Source organism: Hydrocarboniphaga sp. FW305-C-57, assembly GCF_058783045.1.
Window position 1 is genome coordinate 204,242 of record NZ_JBYSYG010000003.1, and the last position, 23,377, is coordinate 227,618.

General features: G+C 67.1%; 20 protein-coding genes. 8 read left to right on the forward strand and 12 right to left on the reverse strand.

All coding sequences use genetic code 11. The annotated features are described in order from the left end of the window. Positions 1 to 35: 35 nt before the first annotated feature. Positions 36 to 932: a phosphoribosylaminoimidazolesuccinocarboxamide synthase gene (locus AC3WUM_RS08290; RefSeq protein ID WP_492409743.1), complete on the reverse strand. Its 897-nt coding sequence runs from the start codon at positions 930 to 932 to the stop codon at positions 36 to 38. A 154-nt stretch (positions 933 to 1,086) separates the two neighbouring features. Here AC3WUM_RS08290 and AC3WUM_RS08295 point away from each other — a divergent pair, with 154 nt between their 5' ends. The 3 genes from AC3WUM_RS08295 to AC3WUM_RS08305 all read left to right on the forward strand — a co-directional run bounded on the left by AC3WUM_RS08295 (position 1,087) and on the right by AC3WUM_RS08305 (position 5,366). Further along, positions 1,087 to 1,320 (forward strand): hypothetical protein, encoded by a 234-nt coding sequence (locus AC3WUM_RS08295; RefSeq protein ID WP_492409744.1) that lies wholly within the window; start codon positions 1,087 to 1,089, stop codon positions 1,318 to 1,320. Between the two features lie 136 nt (positions 1,321 to 1,456). Then, on the forward strand, positions 1,457 to 2,734 hold the full coding sequence (gene purD / locus AC3WUM_RS08300) for a phosphoribosylamine--glycine ligase (RefSeq protein WP_492409994.1): 1,278 nt from the start codon (positions 1,457 to 1,459) through the stop codon (positions 2,732 to 2,734). A gap of 148 nt (positions 2,735 to 2,882) precedes the next feature. Then, positions 2,883 to 5,366 carry a DUF1302 domain-containing protein gene (locus AC3WUM_RS08305; RefSeq protein WP_492409746.1) on the forward strand — a complete coding sequence of 828 codons (2,484 nt, stop codon included), beginning with the start codon at positions 2,883 to 2,885 and terminating at the stop codon, positions 5,364 to 5,366. A gap of 46 nt (positions 5,367 to 5,412) precedes the next feature. Here the strand turns inward: AC3WUM_RS08305 and tfpB are convergent, their stop codons facing one another. Further along, positions 5,413 to 7,191: a type IV pilus assembly ATPase TfpB gene (gene tfpB, locus AC3WUM_RS08310; protein WP_492409748.1), complete on the reverse strand. Its 1,779-nt coding sequence runs from the start codon at positions 7,189 to 7,191 to the stop codon at positions 5,413 to 5,415. 46 nt (positions 7,192 to 7,237) lie between these two features. On the opposite strand from tfpB, the gene AC3WUM_RS08315 reads away from it, so the two are divergent. After that, positions 7,238 to 7,789 (forward strand): protease complex subunit PrcB family protein, encoded by a 552-nt coding sequence (locus AC3WUM_RS08315; protein ID WP_492409749.1) that lies wholly within the window; start codon positions 7,238 to 7,240, stop codon positions 7,787 to 7,789. 102 nt (positions 7,790 to 7,891) lie between these two features. Next, positions 7,892 to 8,803, forward strand: coding sequence for a 1-acylglycerol-3-phosphate O-acyltransferase, YihG family (yihG, locus tag AC3WUM_RS08320; RefSeq protein ID WP_492409750.1), 912 nt, complete (start codon positions 7,892 to 7,894; stop codon positions 8,801 to 8,803). 3 nt (positions 8,804 to 8,806) lie between these two features. Here the strand turns inward: yihG and AC3WUM_RS08325 are convergent, their stop codons facing one another. The 8 genes from AC3WUM_RS08325 to AC3WUM_RS08360 form a co-directional block, all read right to left on the reverse strand. After that, positions 8,807 to 9,493, reverse strand: a complete 687-nt coding sequence (locus tag AC3WUM_RS08325; protein WP_492409751.1) for a TerC family protein — start codon at positions 9,491 to 9,493, stop codon at positions 8,807 to 8,809. A gap of 38 nt (positions 9,494 to 9,531) precedes the next feature. After that, the gene (locus AC3WUM_RS08330) at positions 9,532 to 10,017 is read right to left on the reverse strand and encodes a hotdog fold domain-containing protein (protein WP_492409752.1); all 486 of its coding nucleotides are present in this window, start codon (positions 10,015 to 10,017) and stop codon (positions 9,532 to 9,534) included. 126 nt (positions 10,018 to 10,143) lie between these two features. Beyond that, on the reverse strand, positions 10,144 to 10,728 hold the full coding sequence (locus AC3WUM_RS08335) for an ACP phosphodiesterase (protein WP_492409753.1): 585 nt from the start codon (positions 10,726 to 10,728) through the stop codon (positions 10,144 to 10,146). Next, positions 10,725 to 11,987: an MFS transporter gene (locus tag AC3WUM_RS08340; RefSeq protein WP_492409754.1), complete on the reverse strand. Its 1,263-nt coding sequence runs from the start codon at positions 11,985 to 11,987 to the stop codon at positions 10,725 to 10,727. Before AC3WUM_RS08340 ends, AC3WUM_RS08335 begins: the two co-directional genes overlap by 4 nt. A 16-nt stretch (positions 11,988 to 12,003) precedes the next feature. Next, on the reverse strand, positions 12,004 to 12,735 hold the full coding sequence (locus AC3WUM_RS08345) for a DUF502 domain-containing protein (RefSeq protein WP_492409755.1): 732 nt from the start codon (positions 12,733 to 12,735) through the stop codon (positions 12,004 to 12,006). 10 nt (positions 12,736 to 12,745) lie between these two features. Beyond that, positions 12,746 to 13,363, reverse strand: coding sequence for a fumarylacetoacetate hydrolase family protein (locus AC3WUM_RS08350; protein WP_492409756.1), 618 nt, complete (start codon positions 13,361 to 13,363; stop codon positions 12,746 to 12,748). An 80-nt stretch (positions 13,364 to 13,443) separates the two neighbouring features. Further along, on the reverse strand, positions 13,444 to 15,798 hold the full coding sequence (locus AC3WUM_RS08355; RefSeq protein WP_492409757.1) for a TonB-dependent receptor: 2,355 nt from the start codon (positions 15,796 to 15,798) through the stop codon (positions 13,444 to 13,446). A 154-nt stretch (positions 15,799 to 15,952) separates the two neighbouring features. Next, positions 15,953 to 17,620 (reverse strand): phosphoenolpyruvate carboxykinase (ATP), encoded by a 1,668-nt coding sequence (locus tag AC3WUM_RS08360; protein ID WP_492409758.1) that lies wholly within the window; start codon positions 17,618 to 17,620, stop codon positions 15,953 to 15,955. Positions 17,621 to 17,808: 188 nt separating this feature from the next. Between AC3WUM_RS08360 and AC3WUM_RS08365 the strand changes: the two genes are divergently transcribed. Beyond that, positions 17,809 to 18,153, forward strand: coding sequence for a hypothetical protein (locus tag AC3WUM_RS08365; RefSeq protein WP_492409759.1), 345 nt, complete (start codon positions 17,809 to 17,811; stop codon positions 18,151 to 18,153). Between the two features lie 21 nt (positions 18,154 to 18,174). Here AC3WUM_RS08365 and AC3WUM_RS08370 read toward each other — a convergent pair whose 3' ends face one another. Next, entirely contained in the window at positions 18,175 to 19,455 is a 1,281-nt protein-coding gene (locus AC3WUM_RS08370) for a dihydroorotase (RefSeq protein ID WP_492409760.1), read from the reverse strand. Continuing rightward, positions 19,452 to 20,444, reverse strand: coding sequence for an aspartate carbamoyltransferase catalytic subunit (locus AC3WUM_RS08375; RefSeq protein WP_492409761.1), 993 nt, complete (start codon positions 20,442 to 20,444; stop codon positions 19,452 to 19,454). The genes AC3WUM_RS08370 and AC3WUM_RS08375 overlap by 4 nt, the downstream gene beginning before the upstream one ends. A 92-nt stretch (positions 20,445 to 20,536) precedes the next feature. Between AC3WUM_RS08375 and msbA the strand changes: the two genes are divergently transcribed. Together msbA and lpxK are read left to right on the forward strand one after the other, a co-directional pair. Then, on the forward strand, positions 20,537 to 22,345 hold the full coding sequence (gene msbA / locus AC3WUM_RS08380) for a lipid A export permease/ATP-binding protein MsbA (protein WP_492409762.1): 1,809 nt from the start codon (positions 20,537 to 20,539) through the stop codon (positions 22,343 to 22,345). Positions 22,346 to 22,358: 13 nt separating this feature from the next. Then, positions 22,359 to 23,372 (forward strand): tetraacyldisaccharide 4'-kinase, encoded by a 1,014-nt coding sequence (gene lpxK / locus AC3WUM_RS08385; RefSeq protein WP_492409763.1) that lies wholly within the window; start codon positions 22,359 to 22,361, stop codon positions 23,370 to 23,372. Positions 23,373 to 23,377 lie beyond the last annotated feature (5 nt).

Consider the following 23,377-nt stretch of genomic DNA (forward strand, 5'->3'; position numbering starts at 1 on the left):
CCCCTCGTTTATCGATCGTTCTTGGAGCGCCTGATTCAGGCGGTCAACAATTGCTGCGCCTTGCGATACTGGTCGCCGGTGTGGCGGATGACCTCGTCGGGCAGCTTCGGTCCCGGCGCCTGCTTGTTCCAGCTCAGGGTTTCGAGGTAATCGCGGACGATCTGCTTGTCGAAGCTCGGCGGGCTGATGCCGGGCCGGTAGGTTTCGGCCGGCCAGAAGCGCGAGGAATCCGGCGTCAGCACTTCGTCGATCAGGTGCAGCGTGCCGGCCTCGTCGACGCCGAATTCGAACTTGGTGTCGGCGATGATGATGCCGCGCTGCGCCGCGTAGGCCGAGGCCTCCGCGTAGATGCGCAGCGTAGTGTCGCGCAGCTGGCGCGCGAGGTCCGGGCCGATGCGCTTCTCGACCTCGGCGTAATCGATGTTCTCGTCGTGGCTGCCGACCGGGGCCTTGTCGGCCGGCGTGAAGATCGGCTCGGGCAGCTTGTCGGCCATCTTGAGGCCCGCCGGCAGCTGGATGCCGCAGACCGCGCCGGTGGCCTGGTAGTCCTTCCAACCCGATCCGATCAGATAGCCGCGCGCCACGCATTCGATCGGCAGCGCCTTGAGCTTCTTGACGATCACCGCGCGGCCCTCGCACTGGGCGAGCTCCTGCGGCTTGAGCCAGTCGGCGAGGCGCATTTCGGGCGCCATCTGGTTCGGCAGCAGGCTGCTGAAGCGGCGCATCCAGAACTCGGTCAGCGCGGTCAGCACCGCGCCCTTGCCCGGAATCGGGTCGGGCAGGATCACGTCGAAGGCCGAGAGCCGGTCGCTCGTGACGATGAGCATGTGCGCATCGCCGACGGCGTAGATGTCGCGCACCTTGCCGCGATGGATGCGCGGCAGGCTGTCGATGGACGATTCGAACAGCGCGGAAGCGGAAGAGTTGGACATGCTGGTGCGGTCGGCGTGCGAAGAAGGCGCGAATGATAGCGCGCCGCGGTCGATGGCCGGTCCGCTCCCGTCCGTCCGGACGGCGGGTGCCTCAGGCCGGGCAATCCGCAATAATGAGGGATCACTCAGGTAAGGGCATGAAGCGATGCTGACCATGTTGTTGGAGATGGGGCTGTACGTGCTCGGCGCGATCGTGCTGCTCTATCTCGTGTACACGCTGTTCCTCGCTTCGGGCTCGAACAGCAAGGGTTCCGCGGAACAGAAGCCCAAGAACACGCGCCGCTTCGAGCGGCGCGAGGGTGAGAGCGGCGACCGCCGCAAGAAGGACATCGGCCCGCCGCCCGGCGTGCCCGAGCGCCGCCAGGGCAGCCGCCGCTCGCGCGACTGATCGCGTCCCAGCCCCTGGCGCCGCGGGGCCGGGCGACTCGCCTGCCTGCATTCGCTACCCTATGCGCCTTTTCCGGCGCCCTCTCCGGCGCGCCGTAGCGGCTCACAGGCAGGGATTACGGATGACGAAGGCAGCGATGAAGGTGCTGGTGATCGGTTCGGGCGGGCGCGAGCACGCGCTGGCGTGGAAGCTCGCGCAATCCCCGAACGTGAACGAGGTGGTGGTCGCTCCGGGCAACCCGGGCACCGCACGCGAGCCGAACTGCCGCAATGTCGCCGTCGCCGTCGAGGACATCGCCGGGCTCGTCGCGCTTGCGCGCAGCGAGCAGGTGGGCCTCACCGTCGTCGGTCCCGAGGTTCCGCTGTCGCTCGGCGTGGTCGATGCGTTCGAGGCCGCCGGCCTGCGCATCTTCGGGCCCAGCCGCGATGCCGCCCAGCTCGAAGCGTCGAAGGCTTTCTCGAAGGATTTCCTCGCGCGCCACAAGATTCCGACCGCGCAGTACCAGGTCTTCACCGACGTCGATGCGGCGCTGTCGTACATCGCCGAGCGTGGAGCCCCGATCGTGGTCAAGGCCGACGGCCTGGCCGCCGGCAAGGGCGTGGTCGTCGCGACCACGGTCGAAGAAGCCAACGCCGCGGTGCGCGACATGCTCGGCGGCAGCCTGCTCGGCAAGGCCGGCGCGCGCGTGGTGATCGAGGATTTCCTCGACGGCGAAGAGGCCAGCTTCATCGTCGTCGCCGGCGAATCGCAGTACGTGCCGCTCGAAACCTCGCAGGACCACAAGCGCATCTTCGACGGCGACCAGGGCCCGAACACGGGCGGCATGGGCGCCTATTCGCCGGCGCCGGTGGTGACGCCGGCCGTCTACGAGCGCGTCTGCCGCGAAGTCATCGAGCCGACATTGGCCGGCATGCGAGCCGAAGGCCGGCCGTTCACGGGCTTTCTGTACGCTGGCCTGATGATCGACAGGCAGGGCCGCGTGAAGGTGCTCGAGTTCAACACGCGCATGGGCGATCCGGAGACGCAGCCGATCATGGCGCGCCTCGAATCCGACCTGCTCGATCTGCTGCAGGCCGCGCTCGATCGCAAGCTCGATCAGGTGGAAGTGCGCTGGAGCGCCGAGCCGGCGATCGGTGTGGTGCTCGCTGCGGCGGGCTATCCGGGCACGGTCGAGAAGGGCGACGTCATCAGCGGCCTCGACGCCGATCTCGGCGCGGCCAAGGTGTTTCACGCCGGCACAGCCGAGCGCGACGGCGCGGTGGTGACCGCCGGCGGCCGCGTGCTCTGCGTTGTCGCCAAGGGCCGCGACATCGCGGCCGCGCGCGCGACCGCGTATGCGGCGGTCGACAAGATCAGCTGGCGCGGCCTGCAGTTCCGCCGCGACATCGCGCATCGGGCGCTCGGGCGCATCTGATTCCTTGAGGGTGGCGGCGATCGCCACCGCTCGTCGGCCAAGGACATTTTTGCCATTGCGCAGCGGCGCGAGAGTCAAACCGACTTCACACTGAACCCGCCTAGAATCCGACGCTCACGAGAAGGAGACTCGGATGAAGGGAGTTCGCTTGAAGCGTCGCTTGATCGGCGCGGGCGCGTGCGCAACCGTTGCCGGAGCGTTGCTGCTGGGCGCATCGGTCCCGGCGTTCGCACTCGACATCAACCTCGGCGAGATCAGCGGCACCCTCAATACCAATCTCACGGTCGGCGCGGCCTGGCGCATGGAAAGCCGTGCGGACAATCTGGTCGGCAAGAGCAATCTCGATCCGAACGTCTGCGGCATCATCGGCGGCGTCAACTACCAGTCCTGCCAGGCCGTGTTCCGCGACCAGATTTTCCCGGCCGAGCGGCTCGTCGCAGCGCCGGGCGCCGCCGGCATGCGCGCCGACGACGGCAATCTCAACTACGACAAGGGCGACGTCACCCAGGCCGTCGCCAAGGCCACGCAAGACCTCACGCTGCATTGGGGTGGCGTGGGCCTGTTCGCACGCTGGCTGTATTTCTACGACGCCGTCAACAACGACTTCGACGAAACGCGGCCCAACATCATCACGCCCGGCAACGCCGACCGTGTGGGTTTTTCGGGCACCGGCAACGTCGCCAACCGTTACTTCGATCGCGTCTACGGCCCCGGCGGCTACGAGCGCATCAAGCGCAGCGACGGCGAGACGCTGCGGCAGATCGGCACCGACTTCCAGCTCATGGACCTGAACCTGTTCGGCTCCTTCGATCTGTGGGAAGGCAAGACCATCAACTGGAAGGTCGGCCGCCAGAACCTGAACTGGGGCGAGAGCACCACGCTGGTCGTCAACAGCCTCAACCAGATCAATCCGCCGAATGCGAACAACCTCTACCGCGTCGGCCAGCAGCTCGAGGAAGTGTTCCAGCCGGTCGGCATGCTGACGTTCAGCGGCGATGCGTTCGCGAACATCCAGTACGAGGTGTTCTACCAGTTCGAGTGGCGTCCGCTCGAAGCGCCGGCCACCGGCAGCTACATGTCGTTCGCGGATCTGGGCACCAACAATGCCGGTGATTACGCGAACCTGAGCTTCGGCGGCTCGGCCGACGACAGCGATGCGCTCGGCCATCCGCTCAACAGCCCGCTCGCGCTGATCACGCCGACCACCACGCGCGCGCAGCGCGGCCGCGATCTCGAACCCCGCAACGGCGGGCAGTTCGGCTTTTCGCTCAAGTACTACGCCGAGAACATCAACAGTGGCACCGAGTTCGGCTTCTACTTCATGAACTACCACTCGCGCCTGCCGTACGTGAGCTTCACCTCGGTCGACGCGAGCTGCGCGCGGGCCGGCGGCAACGCCTACGGACGCGATGCGCGCAACACACTCGAGTTCTTCAAGTACTGCAACAACCTGCCGGCGTACAACGCGCAGTCGCTCGCGGCGGTGCTGCAGCAGGCGGGCATCATGGTCGCGAGCAACCCGGCCTCGCTCGCCGACTTCGGCACCGATCTCGGCGGCCTGCTCGCGGCCATCGTGCCGAACCCGGACCAGCCGAGGTCCGACGCGGTGCCGCTCGATACCGGCGAGGTGTTCTTCGACTATCCCGAGAACATCCAGCTCTACGGCGTGAGCTTCAACACCGCCTATGGCGACTACTCGTTCCAGGGCGAGATCGCCTACCGGCCGAACCTGCCGCTGCAGGTCGCGATCACCGATCTCGAGTTCGCGGCCGCCGGCCCGTCGCTGACGCGCTGCTACGACCGTGATCTGGGCTGCGCCGGCACCACCGCGGGCCGTGGCATCGACGCCAACGGCAACCAGATCACCTATGGCAGCAGCGACTTCATTCCGGGTGAGGGCGTCGAGGGCTACAACGACACCATCAACCTGATCGTCGGTGCTGCGCCGGGCTCGGCTCGGTCGTTCCCGAGCTTCATCATTCCGTATCGCGGCGGCGAGATCGGCAACAACCCGGCGAACAGCTACATCCGCGGCTACGAGCGCTTCGACGTGCTGCAGTACAACCTCGGATTCACGCGCGTGCTGAGCTCCACCGAAAACCCGATCGGCGCGGACCAGATCCAGATCGTCGGCGAAGTGGGCGCCACGCATGTCCCGGGCCTGCCGTCCTACGATCGCCTGCAGATCGAATCGCCCGGCGTGTACTACCACGCGAGCGCCGGTGCCGACGGCAGCGGCGCCGATGGCTCGCGCCAGGCCTGCTCGACGAATCCGACCTGCAGCATCGGCCCGGACGGCGCGCGCTTCAATCCGCATCAGGCCAACCTCGACGATCTGGTCGACAAGTTCTCGTGGGGCTATCGCCTGATCGCGATCATCAAGTACGAGAGCGTGCTGCCGGGCATCAGCATCCAGCCGTTCATCCTGTTCGGCCACGACGTCAACGGCACCGCGCCGGGGCCGGCCGAGAACTTCGTCGAGGATCGCAAGCAGGCGCAGGTGATGATCGAAACGCGCTATCGCGATGGCCTTTCGCTCGGCCTGGGCTACGCGTGGTTCTGGGGCGGCGGCTATACGAACCTCTACCGCGATCGCGATTATTCGCAGGCGTTCCTGCGGTATCAGTTCTGAGCGGCCTGCGAACCCCTCTCGCTCCGGGAGAGGGATGCAAAGCGGCTCACTCCGTCTGCGGCTCCGGAGAACTGCGCAAGACCTCGGCGATCGAGGTGTTGCCCGCGATCACCTGCCGTCCGCCGGCGATGCGCAGCGGCGTCATGCCGCCGCGAAACGCGGCCGCGCGCAGGGCGCCGAGATCGGTGTCGTGGCCGATCAGCGCCTTGATGCCCGCTGACAGCGGCATGATCTCGTAGAGCCCGCAACGGCCGAGATAACCGGTTTCGCGGCATTCGAGACAGCCGGCGGGCTCGTGGATCTGCGCGGGCATCGCCAGCGGCCAGCGCCCCGTGAGCTCGCTCCATTGCGCCGCGGTCGTCGCCACCGGCCTCTTGCAGTGCGGGCACAGCTGGCGCACGAGCCGCTGCGCGAGCACGCCGAGCAAGGTCGCCTTGACCAGGTACGGCGCGACGCCGAGTTCGAGCAGGCGCGTGACCGCGCTCGGCGCATCGTTGGTGTGGAGCGTCGACAGCACCAGATGCCCGGTCAGCGCGGCCTGGATCGCGTTCTCGGCTGTTTCCAGGTCGCGAATCTCGCCGACCATGATGATGTCCGGATCCTGCCGCAGCAGCGCGCGCACGCCGGCCGCGAAACCGAGGTCGATCGCGGCGTGCACCTGCATCTGGTTGAAGCTCGGCTCGACGAGCTCGATCGGATCTTCGATCGTGCAGACGTTGACCTCGGGCGTCGCGAGCTGGCGCAGCGTGGAATAGAGCGTCGTCGTCTTGCCCGAGCCGGTCGGGCCGGTCACCAGGATGATGCCGTGCGGCTGGCGGATCATCTGCTGCCAGTGGGGCGCGTCTTCGGCCGAGAAACCGAGCTGCGAGAAATCACGCAGCAGCACCTCGGGGTCGAAGATGCGCATGACGATCTTCTCGCCGAAGGCCGTCGGCAGGCTCGAGACGCGCAGCTCGATCTCCTTGCCGCCCGGAGCGCGCGTCTTGATGCGCCCGTCCTGTGGCTTGCGCTTCTCGGCAACGTCGAGCCGGCCGAGGATTTTCAGGCGGCTCGTCACCGCGGGCATCACCGAAGCCGGAACCTGGTAGACCTCGTGCAGCACGCCGTCGATGCGGAAGCGGATGTTGCCGCGCTCGCGCCGCGGTTCCAGGTGGATATCGCTCGCTCGCTGTTCGAACGCGTATTGCAGCAGCCAGTCGACGATGCCGACGACGTGCTGATCATCGGCCGTGAGCTTGCCGCTGCGCCCGAGCTCGGTGAGCTGCTCGAGGTTCTGTACGCCGCCCGGTGCGAGCTTGCCGCGCTCGTCGACCGAAGCTTTCACCGAGCGCGCGAGCGCGTAGAACTCGACGATGTAGCGATCGAGCTCGGTCGGACTCGCGAGCACGCGCTTGATCTCGCGCTTGAGCAGCGGGGCGAGCTCACGCTCCCATTCCTGCCAGTACGGCTCGGCGGTGGCGATCACGACTTCGGTCGCGCCGACCTTGAGCGGCAGGATGCGCGCGCGCGCCGCATAGGCGTATGGCACGAGCTGGGTGATGCGGGCGACGTCGAGCGACAGCGGATCGATGCGCTGCCAGGGCAGGCCGCTGCGTTCGGACAGCCAGCTCATCAGGCGCTCGAGCGTGAGCCGAACCGAAGGCTCGGCCGGCAGCGTCCATTCGCACTCGGCGACGACTTGCAGCGGATGGCGACGGACCGCGGGCTGCTGGCGCAGCTTCTGCGCTGCCGCGGCATCGACGAGACCATCGGTGACGAGTGCATCGAGCACTTCGCTCAAGTCGAGGCGATGGTCGCGGGCAGGGGCGGGCGCGGACTTGTTCATGGCATTACGTTAGCATCCGCCCTGAAATCCGAAGCGCATGAACGACATGAAACTTTTCACCCCTGGACGGACCGCCGGCCTCTGCGCGGCGCTGTCCACGCTGCTGCTGACCGCCTGCTCCACGTCCTCGCGCTGGGTGCCCGACATGCCCGATTTCTCGAGCTGGTTTTCGGCCAAGGAGAATCAGGTCATCGTCAGCGAGGTCGACAGCGACAGCTATTGCAACGCGCCGGGCGATGCGAGCGCGCTGACCCTGCTCGCCGATTCGGCCGCGGTGAAGGCCTGGGAGGCCTCGCGCGGCGTGTCGCTGAGTGGCGAGGGCGAGTTGCCGGCCGGGCCTTACGTGGTCGTCGATCTGGGCCAGCGCAGCAGCGGCGGCTACGGCATCGCCGTGAGCCGCCAGGCCGGGCTCAAGGACGACATCCTGGTGCTGCGCGCGACCGTGTTCGAGCCGTCGCCGGGCGGCATGAGCACGCAGGCGATCACGAGCCCGTGTTCGCTCGTGCGCCTGCCGCAGATGAGCTTCGCGTCGCTGCGTCTGATCGACCAGACCGGCAAGGTGCGTGCTTCGCTGCAACAGGGCAACAAGGTCCAGTAAATCCAGTAACGGCTTGGATCGGGGTTTTGGTGAACCATAGCGCCGGACCACGATCCGGCGCCGCCGCCGGAGCGCGGCGAACGACGTTTAGAGGGGAATCGCATGCTTCGCTTTCTACCCGGCTTTCTGCTGGGCGCCATCATGTCGCTGCTGCTGGTCGTCAATACCTTGCTGTGGGCGGTGCCGGTCTACGTCGGAATCCTGCTCAAGCTGTTGACGCCCGAAGGCTCGCGCCCGCGTGATCGCATCTCGCGGCTGATGGCCTGGCTCGCGCAGCAATGGGCGTTCTGCAACACCTGGTTCATCCAGCACCTGATCGGCGTCGAGCACGATCTGCGCATCCACGCCGACGTCAGGCCCGACGGGCAGTATCTGGTCTGCTCGAATCACCAGAGCTGGAACGACATCATGGTGCTCGTCAAAGCCTTCGGCCGGCGTTCGCCGTTCTTCAAGTTCTTCCTGAAGCAAGAGCTGATCTGGGTGCCGGTGCTCGGACCGGTCTGGTGGGCGCTCGACTATCCGTTCATGAAGCGGCACACGCCGTCGCAGATCAAGAAGAACCCGGCGCTCAAGGGCACCGATCTCGAAACCACGCGCCGCGCCTGCGCACGCTTTCGCAATCAGCCGGGCCTGGTGCTGAATTTCCTCGAAGGCACGCGCTTCACGGAGGAAAAACGCGCGCGCCAGCAATCGCCGTATCGTCATCTGCTGCGGCCGAAGGCCGGCGGCTTCGCGTTCGCGCTGTCCGCACTCGGCGAGCGCCTGAACTCGATGCTCGACGTCACCATCGTCTATCCCGATGGCGTCGAGGGCTTGTGGGGACTGCTGTCGGGCAGGGTGCGCCGCGTCGTCGTCGAAGTGCGCCAGCTCACGGTGCCGCACGAGTTCTACACCAGCAGCTACGAAAACGATCCGGAATACCGCAAGCGCTTCCAGCTCTGGCTCGGCGAGATCTGGGTGCAGAAGGATCAGCGCATCGAAGCGATCAAGCAGGAATACGCGGCGCGGCGCTGATCCTCAGACCGTACCGCGACGCCGCGCGAGCAGCTTGCCGGTCGCCACCACGAGCAGCGCGCCGACCGCCGCGGATGCGTAATGCGCCCACGACGGCAGGCCGGCGAGACGCGGTGCGAGCCAGGCGTCGCCGAGCCACATTTCACCGCCGATCCAGCCGAGCAGCGCGCCGCCGAGCGTGATCACGAACGGGAAGCGGTCCATCAGCGCGAGCACGATCCTGCTGCCCCAGACGATGATCGGAACGCTGATCGCAATGCCGAATGCGACCAGGCCGATGTGCCCATCGGCCGCGCCGGCGACGGCGACGACGTTGTCGATGCTCATGACGGCGTCGGCGACGATCACGGTGCGAATCGCGCCGAGCAGATGCGAGCTGCCCTGGATGTCGGCGTGATCGTCGTCGCCATCGGGCGCGAGCAGCTTGATGCCGATCCAGAACAGCAGCAGCGCGCCGACGATCTTCAGGAACGGCAGCGTCAGCAGCTGCAGTGCGAAGAAGATCAGCACCACGCGCAGCAGGATGGCCCCGAACATGCCCCAGAAAATGCCTTTGTTGCGCAGCTCGGGTGGCAGCTTGCGGCAGGCCAGGGCGATGACCACGGCGTTGTCGCCGCCGAGCAGGATGTCGATGAGGATGATCTGCGCGATCGTCAGCAGCAGCTCGGTGTCCAGGATGAGGGGTTCCATGGCCGCAACGGTAACAGGAAACGCCGGGCGCCCCAGGCTCAGCGGGCTTGGCGGCGCTTCGGTGACACCCACATCGTGATCACGCCGCGAAACACCGCGTCGCCGGCGCGATCGACGATCTCGATGTGCGTGGGCAGCTCGAAGCCCTGATCGCCGAACACCGGAGTGCTCTCGAAGCGCGCGATTCCGCGCACGTCGGTGTTGGCCTTCTTGAGGTATTCCACCGTCATGCCTTTCGGAATCCAGCGATGCGTCGTCGGCACGCTGGCCTCGGTCATGATGCCGCCGACGAGCTCGGCCAGGTTGCACAGCGCGATCGCGTGCACGCCACCGAGATGATTGGTGATGGCGCGATGTTTCTTCACCGTCGCCACGCAATGGCCGAACGAGAGTTCGACGAAGCGCGGCCTGATGCTGCCGAAGTAGGGCGCCTTCATGCAGATGGCGCGTGTGAACAACTGCGCGCCCATCGGCAGTTTCGACAGCGTGTTCCAGCTGCGCAGGGCGATCGGGGTGTCGGTCATGGTCGTCGGCGATCAAGGGAGTTGTGCCGATTGTGTCGAGGCGCACGTGAATGGTGAACGGCGGCAAAGGCGCCGGGTGCTGGCACCGCGGCCGCTCGGAAAACTCCGATGCTGATTCAGGGCTTCCTAGTCTTCGATTCGCTGCTGGAACGCCTGCGCTCCGGCGATCAGGTCGCGCAGCAGCTCGGGCAGCTCGGCCGACAGCGCGGGCAGATGCGCAGGCCAGTCGGCGCTGGCTTCGCGCATCGGCTGCGGCCGTTTGAGCCGCTGCGCGATGCGCCGCAACGACAGGTCGATGCCCGCGGGCTCGGCATAGCTGCGCAGCAAGGCCGAGAAGCCCGGCCGATCGGGTTTGCGCGCAGCTTCGAACCATTCGCCTGCCGCGGCCACGGCGACCGCGCAACGATCGCAGAAGCCCACGAAGTCGTCCGACGAATAGCGCGCCCAGTCGAGGGCGAGCGCGTGGTCGGTCAGCACGTCGAGGATCACCGGCGCATAGCGGCGCGGGCCGGCGACGAAGCGGCCGACCGCCGCGAGTCGCAGCGGATGATGATCGGTCAGCGCGTCGAGGCGCCGATGCAGGCGGATCGAATCGGCGATCGGCCGCGGAAAGCGGGCGAGGTCGGAACCGCGCACGAAATCACCGAGCACCGCGCCGGCCAGGTCGGCACCGACACGATCGGCGATCAGCAGGTGGACGAGGTAGTTCATGTGCCGGTACGCACGGCCCAGACTTCGCGCAACAGGCCGGGCCCGGCGCCACGATCGAGACCGATGACGAGCGCGGCGCAGCCGAGCGCCGACGCCGCGGTCGAGACGACGAACATCAGCGTGTAGCCGCCGGCGTCGCCGATCGCTGCGCCGACGAATCCAGCGACGCCTTGCGTGCAGACGATCGCGCAGGCGTAGAGGCTGTAATCGGTGCCGGCGTGCTGCGCGTCGCTGGCGTCCATCATCAGCGCGAACAGCGCGACCGTCGCCATGCCGCCGAGCAGGTGTTCAGCGATGCAGGCGGCCCAAATCGTCGGCTCGCCACCGATGCGCTGGGCGGCCGCCGCATAGAGCGCGAGGCTCACGGTCTGCGCGATGCCGAACGCGAGCAACACCGTGCGCCGCGGCAGGCGGAACGCGAGCCAGCCGCCGAGCGCGGCGCCCGCGAGGCCGCAGCTCGATCCGATGCTGCCCTTGATGATCGCGATCGATTCCTTGCTCAAGCCGTAGTCGCGCATGAACGGGCCGATCAGCGAAGCGCCCATGGTGTCGCCGAACTTGTAGGCCGCGATCAGCACGACGAAGCCGATCACGCCGGGCTCGCGCAGGCGCAGCCACCAGCCGCGCACGAGTTCGCGCGCCGGCGTGCGCGTCGCCGTCGCGGCGGCTTTGTCGAGGCGCAGCCACAGCACCGGCATCGAGCTCAGCAGCAACAGCCCGGACATCGCCAGGAACATCGTCGCGGAGCCGAGCCGGGCGTAGACATAGAGCAACAGGCCGCCGCCGAACACCATGCCGATGCGATACGCGCCGACCTGGATGCCGTTGCCGAGCCCGCGCTGGCGCGCGTCGAGCAGGCGCACGGCGATGCTGTCGGTGACCACGTCCTGCATCGACGCGAACAGGCTGAAGACGAACAGGGCCGCGAACAGCATCGCGAAGCCTTGCGACAGATCGACGAACGCCAGTGCGGCCGCGCCGGCCGCGGTGCTCAGCTGCAGCGGCAGCAGCCAGCTGCGCGGCTTGCCGACGTGGTCGACAAACGGGCCCCACAGAAACTTCAGGGCCCACGGCAGGAACAGCAGTGAACTCAGGCTGATCGCCTTGAGCGACAGTCCGGCCTCGCGAAGCAGCACCGGCAGCGCCTGGCTGAAGAATCCGAACGGAATGCCTTGCGCCGCGTAGAGCCCGGTCAGCAACGCGAGCGTGTAGGCGGGCGCGGCAGCCGGCGTGAGCGCACGGCGAGTCGGTGTGCTCACGCGGCGAATGGCGTGATCAGAGCTTCGGCGGCTGGCGCGTGGGACTCGGGCCCGGCGTCGGTCCGACGCTCGGGGGCAGCACGATCGTCGAGCTGCCCTTGTTTTCATCGCCCACGCGCGACAGCCCCGCGGTGATCAAGAAGCGCATCGCATCCTCGAAGCTCATGTCGACTTCGGTCAGCAGCGAACGCGGAAGCATGATCGTGTAGCCGCCGATCTGATAGCTCATCGGCAGGTAGACGGCCACCTGATCGTGATCGTCCGCGAGACCGAACTTGGTCAGGTCTTCGACGGTGATGAAACCGAGCATGCGAAACGGCAGGTTCGGCAGATTCACCATCACCACCTTGCCGAAAGCGCTGTCGTCCTTCTTCGAGAAGAAACCGGTCAGGTCGCGCACGGCGCTGTAGACGGTCTTGATCAGCGGCACGCGCTCGAGCTGGTCTTCGAGCCACTTGATGAACTCGCGGAAGAACACCGCCTGCATGAGCAGGCCGATGATGAAGATCAGCACCAGCGACATCAGCAGGCCGGCGCCCGGCCAGCTGCCCGCGTTCGGCATGAGCCAGCGCACGAAGCCGCCGAAGAAGGTATCCGCGGCGCCGATCAGCCAGAGGATCACGGCGAAGGTCACCATGATCGGCAGCACCGCGAGCAGGCCGGTGAAGAAGGTGCGCGAGAACTTGCGCCAGCTCGGGATGCGGGTGCCGGGTTTCAGAAGGTCGAGCTTGCTCCAGTCGATTTTCATGTCGTCTCGCTCAGGCAAACGTCCATTCGTGACGGCCGAGGCCGCGGCCTTCGAGCACCGCGTGGTCGCCGAGCTTGAGCGGGGCCACGCCTTCGGGTGTGCCGGTGTAGATGACGTCGCCGGGTTCCAGCGACCAGGTCTGCGACAGGATGTGGATCTGCCGCGCCACCGTGTAGAGCATGTCTCGCGTATGGGCGTGCTGGCGCAGCTCGCCGTTGACGTGCAGCGTGAATTCGAGCGCCTGCAGATCCTGTTCGAGATACGGCTTGAAATCGCCGAGCGGCGCGGCGCCGTCGAAGGCCTTCGCGAGCTCCCATGGAGCGCCCTTGTTCTTGAGCGTGTTCTGCAGATCGCGCGCGGTCAGGTCGAGCCCGAGCGTGATGCCGGCGACGCAGCCCATCGCGTCTTCGACCGCGATGTCGCGGCCGCCGCCGGTCAGCAGCACCACGAGCTCGGCTTCGTGATGGATGGCGCCGATGTGCTTCGGCAGCACCACCGGCTCGCCGGCCTCGACGACGCAGGACGCCGGCTTCATGAAGATCACGCATTCGCCATCGGCGGCGTTGCCGAGTTCGGCGACATGCTTGGCGTAGTTGCGGCCGATGCAGAAGATGCGATTGACGTTCATGAGCGCTTCCGGGAGATCGGCCGCGAGTATAGAGCGCCGCAGATGAACGCCGTGTTCTGACGGCGCCATCGCAACGGGGCTTATTCGAAGCTCACGTCCACCTGCACCCCGAACACGCGCGGGGCGCCGAAGGCGATCGCACGGCCGGCCTCGATGCCGAAGCCGCCGACGTAGCTCGCGCGGTAGGTGGCGTAGTCGTCGTCGAGCAGGTTGCGGCCGAAGGCGACGATGGAAGCGCGCGAGGTTTCATAGCCCAGGCGCAGGTCGAGCAGCCCGTGCGCATCGCCGCGCTCGCGTTCCAGGTTCGCCGGCGTCGTGTAGCTGGTGCCGGTATAGGTGTAGGCGATCGAACCGAACCAGCCGCGCAGCCAGCCGTCGACGAAGCGCGCCACGCCGCCGGCGCTGCCGGTCCACTCGGGCGCCTTGGCGAAGCGGTTGCCGGAGTAGTCGTTGTTGGCCGTTTCGTATTGATCGAAGCGTGCGTGCGCGTAGCCGGCGTTGAGATAGACGCTGCTGGCCGCGCCGATGCGCAGCGAGTTTTCGAGCTCGACGCCGTAAAGCGTGGAATCGGCCGCGTTCTGCGTGAGCAGGGCGCTGCCGTCGGCGTTCGGAACCTGCACCTGCTGGTCGGTCCACTTCGTGTAGTAGACGTTGCTGCGCGTCTGCAGGCGGCGATCGAACCAGGCCGCGCGCAGGCCGGTTTCGACGGTATGCGTGTACTCGGGGTCGTACTGCACGATGTCGCCGTTCTGCGTGTCGACGTCGCCGCCGCCCGCGCGATAGGCCTCGACGTAGGTCAGGAACAGGTTCACGTCGGGTGTCAGCGCGTAGCGCAGGCCGATCTTGGGCAGCAGGGCGTCGTAGCTCGCCTTGATCTCGCGGCCGCTGCCGGTGCCGGGCGTCAGGCCGCCGGTCTGGAACGCGAATAGCGCCGGCACGGTGATCTGCGCGAGCAAGGCGTCGAGCGGGGCGGCCTGCTCGGGCGCGACTACGAAGCCGTCGGCCCGCGTGATCTGGTAGTTGCTGTAGATGTCGGCGTTCTCGCGGTCGTAGCGCAGGCCACCGATCAGGGTCAGGCGCTCGGTGAACGCGTAATCGAACTCGGTGAACACGGCGACGTTGTCGGCGTCGTTCTTCGAGTCGAGATCGAAGTCGACGCGCGCGGCGATCAGATCGCCGATCACGGGCAGCGGCAGCACTTCGCCGAGCTCCACGTACAGGTCGCGGCCCTGGTTGGACGAGTCGTAGCGGAAGCGGCCCGCATAGAGCCCGACCAGCCCGGTCAGGCCATTCCAGTCGCGCAGGTTGAGGCGCAGTTCCTGGGTCAGCGTGCGGCCGTTCTGGTCGAACTGATAGGTGCCGTTGTCGGCCGTCGAAGTGTCGTAATCGGCGAACTCATGGCTCTTGGAGCGGATCAGGCCGGTGGTCGAAGTCAGCTCGAAGTGCTCGCCGAGCAGCTGGCGCAGGCGCAGCGAGAGCGGAACCGAGGTCTGGCCGGCGTCGCGCGGCACGTTGTCGGCCACCGTGCGCGAGTTGCCGTCGGCGATGTCCGGAATCCGGTTGACCGGCTGCGTCGGGCCGTCGCGATCCGACTTGCCGGCGGTCAGCAGGGCATCGAAGCCTTCGGCGAAGCTCGGGCGCCAGGCCAGCTTGCCGCGCAGCAGCAGGTCTTCGGTTTTGTTCCAGTCCGGATCGTCGAGCGTGAAGTTGCGCACGAAGCCGTCGTCGGCGTGGTAGTCCGCCGCGAGCCGGAACGCGAGGCCGCCGCCGATCGGCCCGCCGCCGGCGAGCGCGTACTGGCGCTCGTTGAGCTCGGCCAGGCGCATGCGCGTGACGAGGTTCCAGTCCTGTGTCGGTTCGCGCGTGTTGACCACGACCGCGCCGGCCAGCGCATTGCGGCCCTGGCTCGTCGACTGCGCCCCGCGCAGTACTTCCACCTGCTCGACGTCGAACAGGTCGAGCAGGTTGCCGGACTGGCCGACCTGATCGACCGCGACGCCGTCGAGATAGGTGCTGATCACCGGCTGGCCGGCGCCGAAGCCCTCGGCGCCGCCCGCGCTGACGCCGCGCAGGCTGAAATCGCCCTCGTTGGTGATGCTCGCGTTGGCGGTGCGCGCGATGACCTCGGAGACGCTGTCGATGCCGTAATCGGTCGCCGCCCGGTTGTTGGTGATCGCGACCGAACTCGTGGTCTTGGCGAGCGTGCGACCGATTTTTTCGCCGATCACGACCACTTCCTCGAGTTCGGCAAGATCGTCGGCTTCCGGCGGAAGCGGGGCGGGGGCTTCGTCGCCGACCGCGATGGTGTCGTAGCTGGCCGCTTCGTCGGCCTGGGCGAGCGCTACCGGAACCGAAGCCGTCATCGCCAGAGCAGCCCAGCCCGCTGCCCACCCACGTCCCCGCGGCGCGTGGCCACGCCGTTTGAAGTCACGCATTCGAGAAATCCCCCCAATCGAGATCAAATGATAAAGAATCTCATTTGAGTTGGGGTGACTCGGGATTCATAGGGCATGCCTAACGCGCCCAACGCGCCGAAACGACGAACCCCCGCCGGAGCGGGGGTTCGGTACAGCGGATGCCGCTTGAAGCCTAGATGCGCTCTTCGATGCCGAAGCTCGCGAAGCCCTTCTTCTTGAAGTTGTCGCGGAACATGTCGCGGAGCCTGGTCGCGGTGGCGTCGTAGGCGTCCTTGTCGGCCCAGGTGTTGCGCGGGTTCAGGATGCTGGCATCCACGCCCGGGCAGCTCTTGGGCATCTTGAGCTTGAGGATGGGCTGCACTTCGGTTTCGACGTTGTCGAGCTCGCCGTTGAGCGCCGCGTTGAGCAGGGCGCGCGTGACCTTGAGCTTCATGCGCGCGCCGCCGGTGGTGGCGCCGCCGCCGCTCCAGCCCGTGTTGAGCAGGATACAGCGCGCGTTGGCGGTTTCCATCTTCTTGGCGAGCAGCTCGGCATAGACGTTCGGGCGCTGGGCCATGAACGGGCCGCCGAAGCAGGCCGAGAACGTCGGCTGCGGCTCCTTGACGCCCACTTCGGTGCCGGCGACGCGCGCCGTGAAGCCCGAAACGAAGTGGTACATGACGTCCTTGGGCTCGAGGATCGACACCGGCGGCAGCACGCCGAAGGCGTCGGCGGTCAGCAGCACGATGGTCTTCGGTGCCGGGCCCTGGCCGTTCGGCATCACGTTCGGGTTGGCGTCGAGCGGGTAGCTGAAGCGGGTGTTCTCGGCGATCGAGCTGTCGAACAGGTCGAGCTCGTCGGGGTGGCACTCTTCCATCTTCTTGCCAGGCAGCGGCGGCACGTTTTCGATGATCGTGCCGGGCTTGGAGAGCGCCTGGGCGATGACCGGCTCGGCCTCCTTGTCGAGGTCGATGAGCTTGGCGTAGCAGCCGTCCTCGAGATTGCAGAGGCCGTTGTCGGACCAGATGATCTCGTCGTCGCCGATGAGCTTGCGCGCGGCGTCGGCCGACAGCGTGGTCTTGCCGGTGCCCGACAGGCCGAACAGGATCGCCGCGTCGTTGTTCTTGCCGACGTTGGCCGAGCAGTGCATCGACAGGCGGCCTTCCTTCGGCAGCAGGTAGTTGCCGACCGTGAAGATGGTCTTCTTGTTGACGCCGCAGTAGTCGGCGCGGCCGGCGACGAGGCAGATCTTGTTGCGCACGTCGATGATGCAGGCGGCTTCGGCGCGGCTGCCGTCGATCTCGGGCTCGCAGACGAAGCTCGGCACGTTGAGCATGGTCCAGCGGCGCGTGTCGACGTCCTTCACGCCCTGCAGGTCCTTCGGGAACATGTTGTGGCAGAACATCGCGTGGGTCGCGTATTCGCCGACGAAGCGGTAGGGCACCGCGAAATCGGGGTCGGAGCCCATGAAGAGGTCTTTGACGTACAGCGTGGCCTTCTTCTCGTTGAGGTGCGCGATCACGCGCTTGAGCAGGCCTTGGTACTTTTCGGGATCGTAGGGGTTCAGGTCGGCTTTGAACCAGATCTCGTCGGCCACTTCGGGCCACTGGACCGCATAGGTGTCGCGCGTGCGGCGGCCGGTGCAATCGGGGTCGGTGTAATAAACCAGCGGGCCCTGGTCGCCGAGGATGGTCGGGAACGCCTTCTGGTCGTTGTCGCCGCCATCGCGCTTGGTGCGACCGCGGTCGTTGGCGATGGCTTCATGGAACAGCTCGGTCTTGCCGAGGTTGTACTTGTAGCTGACGGTCTTCAGACCGAACAGTTTCTCGAGATCGGCTTGGAAGCTCGCCTGAAACGTCATTCGTGATACCCCTGGCTGGCATATGGAAAACAGATGAATTATGGCTAAATTCATCCGCGGGCGCATGAACGTGTAGTGAAAATATCCATGCAAATTGCGCATTGCGAGTACGGCATCCCTGCATGCCCGCCGCCTATACTGGAGGCTCTTTTTGGCGACGGCGAAAGCCGATCTGGACGGGCGGCAACATGACTTTATCGGCATCCAAGCTTGGCCTGGGCGTGCTCGGCGCCGTTTTGAGCATGCAAGCACTGGCCCAGACGTCGGCCGCGATTCCGCCGGCCGCGTACGGCAACCGCCAGGCCGGCCAGTTCGGCGACCGCACCTCGGGCGCCTTCGGCGACATCGACCAGGGTCACTACGGTGATACCGCCGTAGGCAGCTTCCGTCAGGAAAACTACTCCCGCGCGCAGGAAGGCCAGGTTCGCCCGCTTACCGCCCGGCCGCTGCCGGCGACGGTGTCTTCGCCGTACATCACGCTCGACAAGCCGGCCGATGAGCCGGCACCCAAGCCCAAGACCCAGAAGAAGTAGGCCGGTGTCGGCCCGCCGTGCTCAGGCGCGGCGATGGACGATCTGTCCGGCGTGCAGCGTGAGCGTCACGCTGCCGGTGAACTCGTAGCCCGCGAACGGCGTGTTGCGCCCGCGGCTGACGAGCTCGCGAGGCTCCAGCGTCCAGCGTGCGTCGGGATCGACGAGCACGAGATTCGCCGCCGCCGTCGCCTGGAGCGCCGAAGCCTGGCGGCCGAGCACCTGCCACGGTCCCCGGCTCAGGCGGTCCGCCACTTCGAGCGGGCTCAAAACGCCTTCGTGAACCAGCCGCAGGCTCAGCGGCAGCAGGGTCTCGAGCGCTGAAATGCCCGGCTCGGTCATCGGGAACGGATCGACCTTGGCGTCGGCCTCGTGCGGCTGGTGGTCCGAGCAGATCGAGCCGATCACGCCGCGCTTGAGCGCATCGCGCAGGGCGTCACGATCGTGAGCCGCGCGCAGCGGCGGGATGACATGCGCCATCGCGTCGAAGCCTTCGACATCCGCGTCGGTCAGGAACAGCTGGTGAGCCGCGACGTCGGCGGTGATCGGCAGGCCGCGTGACTGGGCCGATTCGACGAGCATCGCCCCGCTGGCCGTCGACAACCGGCAGAAGTGCACGCGCGCGCCGGTGTCTTCGACGAGCGAGATCCACAGTCGCAGCGCGGCGACTTCGGCGGCGACCGGAATCGGCGGCAGGCCCAGGCGCGTACCGACCGGCCCTTCGTGCGCGCAGCCGCCGTTGGACAGCGCGGCGTCCTGCGCGAACACGTGGATGACCTGGCCGAGCCCGTGCGCGTATTCGAGCGCCCGGCGCGCGACGAGCGCATCGCGGATCGGGGCGAAAGCCTGGCTGTAGCCGACGCAGCCGGCGCGCTTGAGCGCGCTCATGCTCGCGAGCGCTTCGCCCTTCAAGCCTTGCGTGAGCGCGCCGAGGATTTCGACGTCGAGCCCGCCGCTTTTGGCCGCGATGCCGCGAATGCGGTCGACCATCGCCGGCGTGTCGACGACCGGAGAAGTGTCCGGCGGCAGCACGACACAGCCGATGCCGCCGGCCTGCGCGGCGCGGGTTTCGCTCGCGAGGCTGGCCTTGTGCGTCGCCCCCGGCTCGCGGAAGCGCGCGGCGAGGTCGACCGCCGACGGCATCAGCCAGAGGTCGGTGCCGGAAATCGTTTCGTCGTAGCTCGCGCTCGGCAGCGCGGCGTCGTGATGGTCGATGCGCCCATCGCGAATGCCGACGTTGGCGATCGCATCGGTGCCCGCGACCGGGTCGAGCACGCGCACGTCGGTGATCAGCAGGGAGGTCATGCGCCGGCTCCGGTCGCACCGGCGGTCTCGCCGAGGATTTCCGCCATCACCGCCATGCGTACCGCGATGCCGTAGGTGACCTGGTTCAGGATCAGCGAGCGCTCGTCGTAGGCGAGGTCGCCTTCGAGCTCGACGCCGCGGTTGATCGGCCCGGGATGCATGATTACGGCGTCCGGCTTGAGCCGGGCGAGGCGCTCGCGCGTGAGGCCGAAATCGGCGTGGAATTCGGACAGCGAGGGCAGGAAGGCCCCGAGCATGCGTTCCTTCTGCAGGCGCAGCAGGATCACCACGTCGACGCCTTCGAGGCCGCGCTCGAGTTCGTGGAAGACGCGCACGCCCATCGCCTCGATGCCGACCGGCACCAGCGGTGGCGGGGCGATCACGCGGATATCGGTGCAGCCGAGCGTGCGCAGGCCGTGGATGTCGGAGCGCGCGACGCGCGAATGCAGCACGTCGCCGACGATGGCCACCGACAGCCCCGAGAAGTCGCGCTTGCCGGGCGCCTTGTGCGCGCGGATCGTGAACATGTCGAGCAGGCCCTGCGTCGGATGCGCATGGCGGCCGTCGCCGGCGTTGAGGATCGCCACGCCGGGCGCCGCGTGCTCGGCGAAGAAATGCGCTGCGCCGCTGGACTCGTGGCGGACCACGAACATGTCGGCCTGCATCGACTCCATGGTCTTGAGCGTATCGAGCAGGGTCTCGCCCTTGGAGGTCGAGCTCGCCGCGATCTGCAGGTTGATGACGTCGGCCGAGAGCCGCTTGGCGGCCACTTCGAACGTGGTGCGGGTGCGCGTGGAGGCTTCGAAGAACAGGTTGACGACGGTGCGTCCGGTCAGCAGCGGCAGCTTCTTCTCGGGGCCCGAGGTGGCCTCGGCGAGTTCGGCGGCGCGGTCGAGCAGCGACAGGATCAGCTCCCGCGACAAGCCTTCCATCGTCAGCAAATGCCGGAGCCGGCCGCGGCTGTCGAGTTGCAGGTTGGGGGTCTTCATGCTGGGGCGCGAGTCTACCAGCGGCGGCGCCTTCACGCCCTATCGCCGGCGCTGCGAATGGGTTCATCAAGGCTTCGCTACCATAGGCGGAAATGTCCGACGCCCAACCTTCTTTCGCCTCGTCGTCCCAGACGAGCCCCGGCAACGCCGATTTCCAGCCGCTGGCGATCTACCGCCGCCTGCTCGGCTACACGATCGGCCACTGGAAGATCTTCATCGTCGCGGCGATCGGCATGGCCGCGAGCGCGGGTACCGAAGTGGCGTTCATGAGCCTCATGCGGCCGCTGCTCGACAAGACCTTCGTGTCGCCGGACCCGCAGACGATCAGCTGGCTGCCGTGGGCCATCGTCGGCCTGTTCGTGCTGCGCGGCGTGGCCGGCTTCACCTCGGGCTACGGCATGTCGTGGATCGCGCGCAGCGTGGTGATGCAGCTGCGCGGCGAGCTGTTCGAGCATCTGCTCAAGATGCCCGTACGCTTCTACGACCGCATGAGTTCGGCGCAGCTCGTGGCGCGGCTGACCTATCACGTCGAGCAGGTCGCCGAAGCCGCGAGCAATGCGCTGACCTCGGTGATCAAGGACGGCCTCACCGTGATCGGCCTGATCGGCTGGATGTTCTGGCTCAACTGGCAGCTCGCCGCCTTCTGCATGATCGTCGCGCCGATCATCGCGAGCATCGTCGGCTACGTGAGCAAGCGTTTCCGCAAGGTCTCGAAGCGCATCCAGGAAAACATGGGCCAGGTCGCGCAGGCCGCGGACGAATCCGTGAGCGGCCAGCGCATCGTCAAGATCCACAACGCGCAGGCGCACGAGCGTCGGCAGTTCGATGTCGTCAACGCGCGCGCGCGTTCGCTCGCGATGAAGATGGTCGCCACGCGCGGAGGCAGCGAGGCGACGATCCAGTTCATCGCCGCCTGGGCGGTGGCCGGCATCGTCTTTTTCGCGACGCAGCCCGAGCGGCTCGCCGAAATCACGCCCGGAACCTTCGTCTCCTTCGTCGGCGCGATGCTCGCGGTGATGAATCCGATGCGCAGCCTCGGCAACGTCAACGAGAAAGTGCAGCGCGGCATTTCGGCGGCGGGCGATGTGTTCCGCATCATGTCCGAGCCGGCCGAAGCGCCCGGCGGCACGCGGCCGATCGAGCGCGCCACCGGTGCGATCGAATTCCGCGACGTGCACTTCCGCTATTCCGAAGAAATGCCCGAGGCGCTGCGCGGGGTTTCGGTGATGATCGAGCCCGGCCAGACCGTGGCTTTCGTCGGTCGTTCGGGCTCGGGCAAATCGACGCTGCTGTCGCTGATTCCACGCTTCTACGACGTCGACAGCGGCGAAGTGCTGCTCGATGGACACGACCTGCGCGAATACTCGCTGCACGACCTGCGCTCGCAGGTCGCGCTCGTCGATCAGCAGGTGCGCCTGTTCAACGCGACGATTGCCGAGAACATCGCCTACGGGCTCGAAAAGCTGCCCGACCAGGCGCAGATCATCGAGGCGGCCAAGGCCGCGAACGCCTGGGAGTTCATCGAGAAACTGCCCGAAGGGCTCAATACGATGCTCGGCCAGAACGGCGTGAATCTGTCGGGCGGACAGCGCCAGCGTCTGGCGATCGCGCGTGCGCTGCTCAAGAACGCGCCGATCCTGATTCTCGACGAAGCGACTTCGGCGCTCGATACCGAATCCGAGCGGCTGATCCAGGCTGCGCTCGAGCGGCTCGTCGTCGGCCGCACCACGCTGGTGATCGCGCATCGCCTGTCGACGGTGCAGAACGCCGATCGCATCGTCGTCATGCAGGAAGGCCGCGCGGTGGAGCAGGGCGCGCATCAGGAGCTGCTCGATCGCGGCGGCATCTACGCGGCCTTGCATCGCATGCAATTCCAGGAGCCGGCCGCGGTCGCCGGCTGACGCGGATCTTCGTTTGAGCGATCGCCTGCAGCGGCTGTGGTACGAGCGAGCGCAAGCGCCGCTCGCGCTGCGTCCGCTCGCTGCGCTGTATGGCTTCATCGCGAAGCGTCGGCGCGAGCATCTAGTCGCGCAGCAGAAGGCGCTGCCCTTGCCCGTGATCGTCGTCGGCAACATCAGCGTCGGCGGAACCGGCAAGACGCCATTCGCGATCTGGCTCATCGAACATCTGCGCGAATGGGGCTTCTCGCCCGGCGTGATTTCGCGCGGCTACGGCGGCAAGGCGCCGCAGTATCCGCTGCGCGTGCGCGCGGACAGCGATCCCGCGCACTGCGGCGACGAGCCCTTGCTGATCGCGCTGCGCACGGGCGCGCCCGTGGTCGTTGCGCCCGATCGGCTGGCCGCAGCGCAGCTGCTGATCGACAGCGGCGAGGTCGACGTGCTCGTCGCCGACGATGGCCTGCAGCACTATCGTTTGCCGCGACAGCTAGAGTTCTGCGTGATCGACGGCGCGCGCGGACTCGGCAATCGCGCCCTGATGCCGGCCGGGCCTTTGCGCGAGCCGCCTGCGCGGCTCGATGAAGTCGATTTCGTCGTCGTCAACGGCGCGGGTTTCGATGAGCGGCCCGATGCGCTGCGCTTCGAACTGCAGGCCTCGCAGACGCGCTCGCTGGTCGGCGCCGCGGAGCGTCCGCTCGCAAGCTGGCGCGGTGAAACCGTGCATGCGGTCGCCGGCATCGGACATCCGCAGCGCTACTTCGCGAGCCTGCGTGCGGCGGGCCTGCAGCTCATCGAGCATGCCTTCGCCGATCACCATCGTTTCAGTGCGCAGGACCTGCGCTTCGGCGACGCGCTGCCGGTGCTCATGACCGAGAAGGATGCGGTCAAATGCCGCGCGTTCGCAGACGAACGCGCCTGGGCCCTGCCGGTATCGGCGCAGTTGTCGGCTGCGGACGAGGCGCGCGTGAGAGTATCCTGCATGGCCCTGCGGAACGCGGCCAAGGCTGCCGCGTTTCACGAGACAAGGTGAACAAA

Excerpts from the sequence above, each read along its gene's own strand:
- AC3WUM_RS08290 (WP_492409743.1), bottom strand. The coding sequence starts at position 932 with ATGTCCAACTCTTCCGCTTCCGCGCTGTTCGAATCGTCCATCGACAGC.
- AC3WUM_RS08295 (WP_492409744.1), top strand. The coding sequence starts at position 1,087 with ATGTTGTTGGAGATGGGGCTGTACGTGCTCGGCGCGATCGTGCTGCTC.
- purD (WP_492409994.1), top strand. The coding sequence starts at position 1,457 with ATGAAGGTGCTGGTGATCGGTTCGGGCGGGCGCGAGCACGCGCTGGCG.
- tfpB (WP_492409748.1), bottom strand. The coding sequence starts at position 7,191 with ATGAACAAGTCCGCGCCCGCCCCTGCCCGCGACCATCGCCTCGACTTG.
- AC3WUM_RS08315 (WP_492409749.1), top strand. The coding sequence starts at position 7,238 with ATGAAACTTTTCACCCCTGGACGGACCGCCGGCCTCTGCGCGGCGCTG.
- yihG (WP_492409750.1), top strand. The coding sequence starts at position 7,892 with ATGCTTCGCTTTCTACCCGGCTTTCTGCTGGGCGCCATCATGTCGCTG.
- AC3WUM_RS08325 (WP_492409751.1), bottom strand. The coding sequence starts at position 9,493 with ATGGAACCCCTCATCCTGGACACCGAGCTGCTGCTGACGATCGCGCAG.
- AC3WUM_RS08330 (WP_492409752.1), bottom strand. The coding sequence starts at position 10,017 with ATGACCGACACCCCGATCGCCCTGCGCAGCTGGAACACGCTGTCGAAA.
- AC3WUM_RS08335 (WP_492409753.1), bottom strand. The coding sequence starts at position 10,728 with ATGAACTACCTCGTCCACCTGCTGATCGCCGATCGTGTCGGTGCCGAC.
- AC3WUM_RS08345 (WP_492409755.1), bottom strand. The coding sequence starts at position 12,735 with ATGAAAATCGACTGGAGCAAGCTCGACCTTCTGAAACCCGGCACCCGC.
- AC3WUM_RS08350 (WP_492409756.1), bottom strand. The coding sequence starts at position 13,363 with ATGAACGTCAATCGCATCTTCTGCATCGGCCGCAACTACGCCAAGCAT.
- AC3WUM_RS08355 (WP_492409757.1), bottom strand. The coding sequence starts at position 15,798 with ATGCGTGACTTCAAACGGCGTGGCCACGCGCCGCGGGGACGTGGGTGG.
- AC3WUM_RS08360 (WP_492409758.1), bottom strand. The coding sequence starts at position 17,620 with ATGACGTTTCAGGCGAGCTTCCAAGCCGATCTCGAGAAACTGTTCGGT.
- AC3WUM_RS08365 (WP_492409759.1), top strand. The coding sequence starts at position 17,809 with ATGACTTTATCGGCATCCAAGCTTGGCCTGGGCGTGCTCGGCGCCGTT.
- AC3WUM_RS08370 (WP_492409760.1), bottom strand. The coding sequence starts at position 19,455 with ATGACCTCCCTGCTGATCACCGACGTGCGCGTGCTCGACCCGGTCGCG.
- AC3WUM_RS08375 (WP_492409761.1), bottom strand. The coding sequence starts at position 20,444 with ATGAAGACCCCCAACCTGCAACTCGACAGCCGCGGCCGGCTCCGGCAT.
- msbA (WP_492409762.1), top strand. The coding sequence starts at position 20,537 with ATGTCCGACGCCCAACCTTCTTTCGCCTCGTCGTCCCAGACGAGCCCC.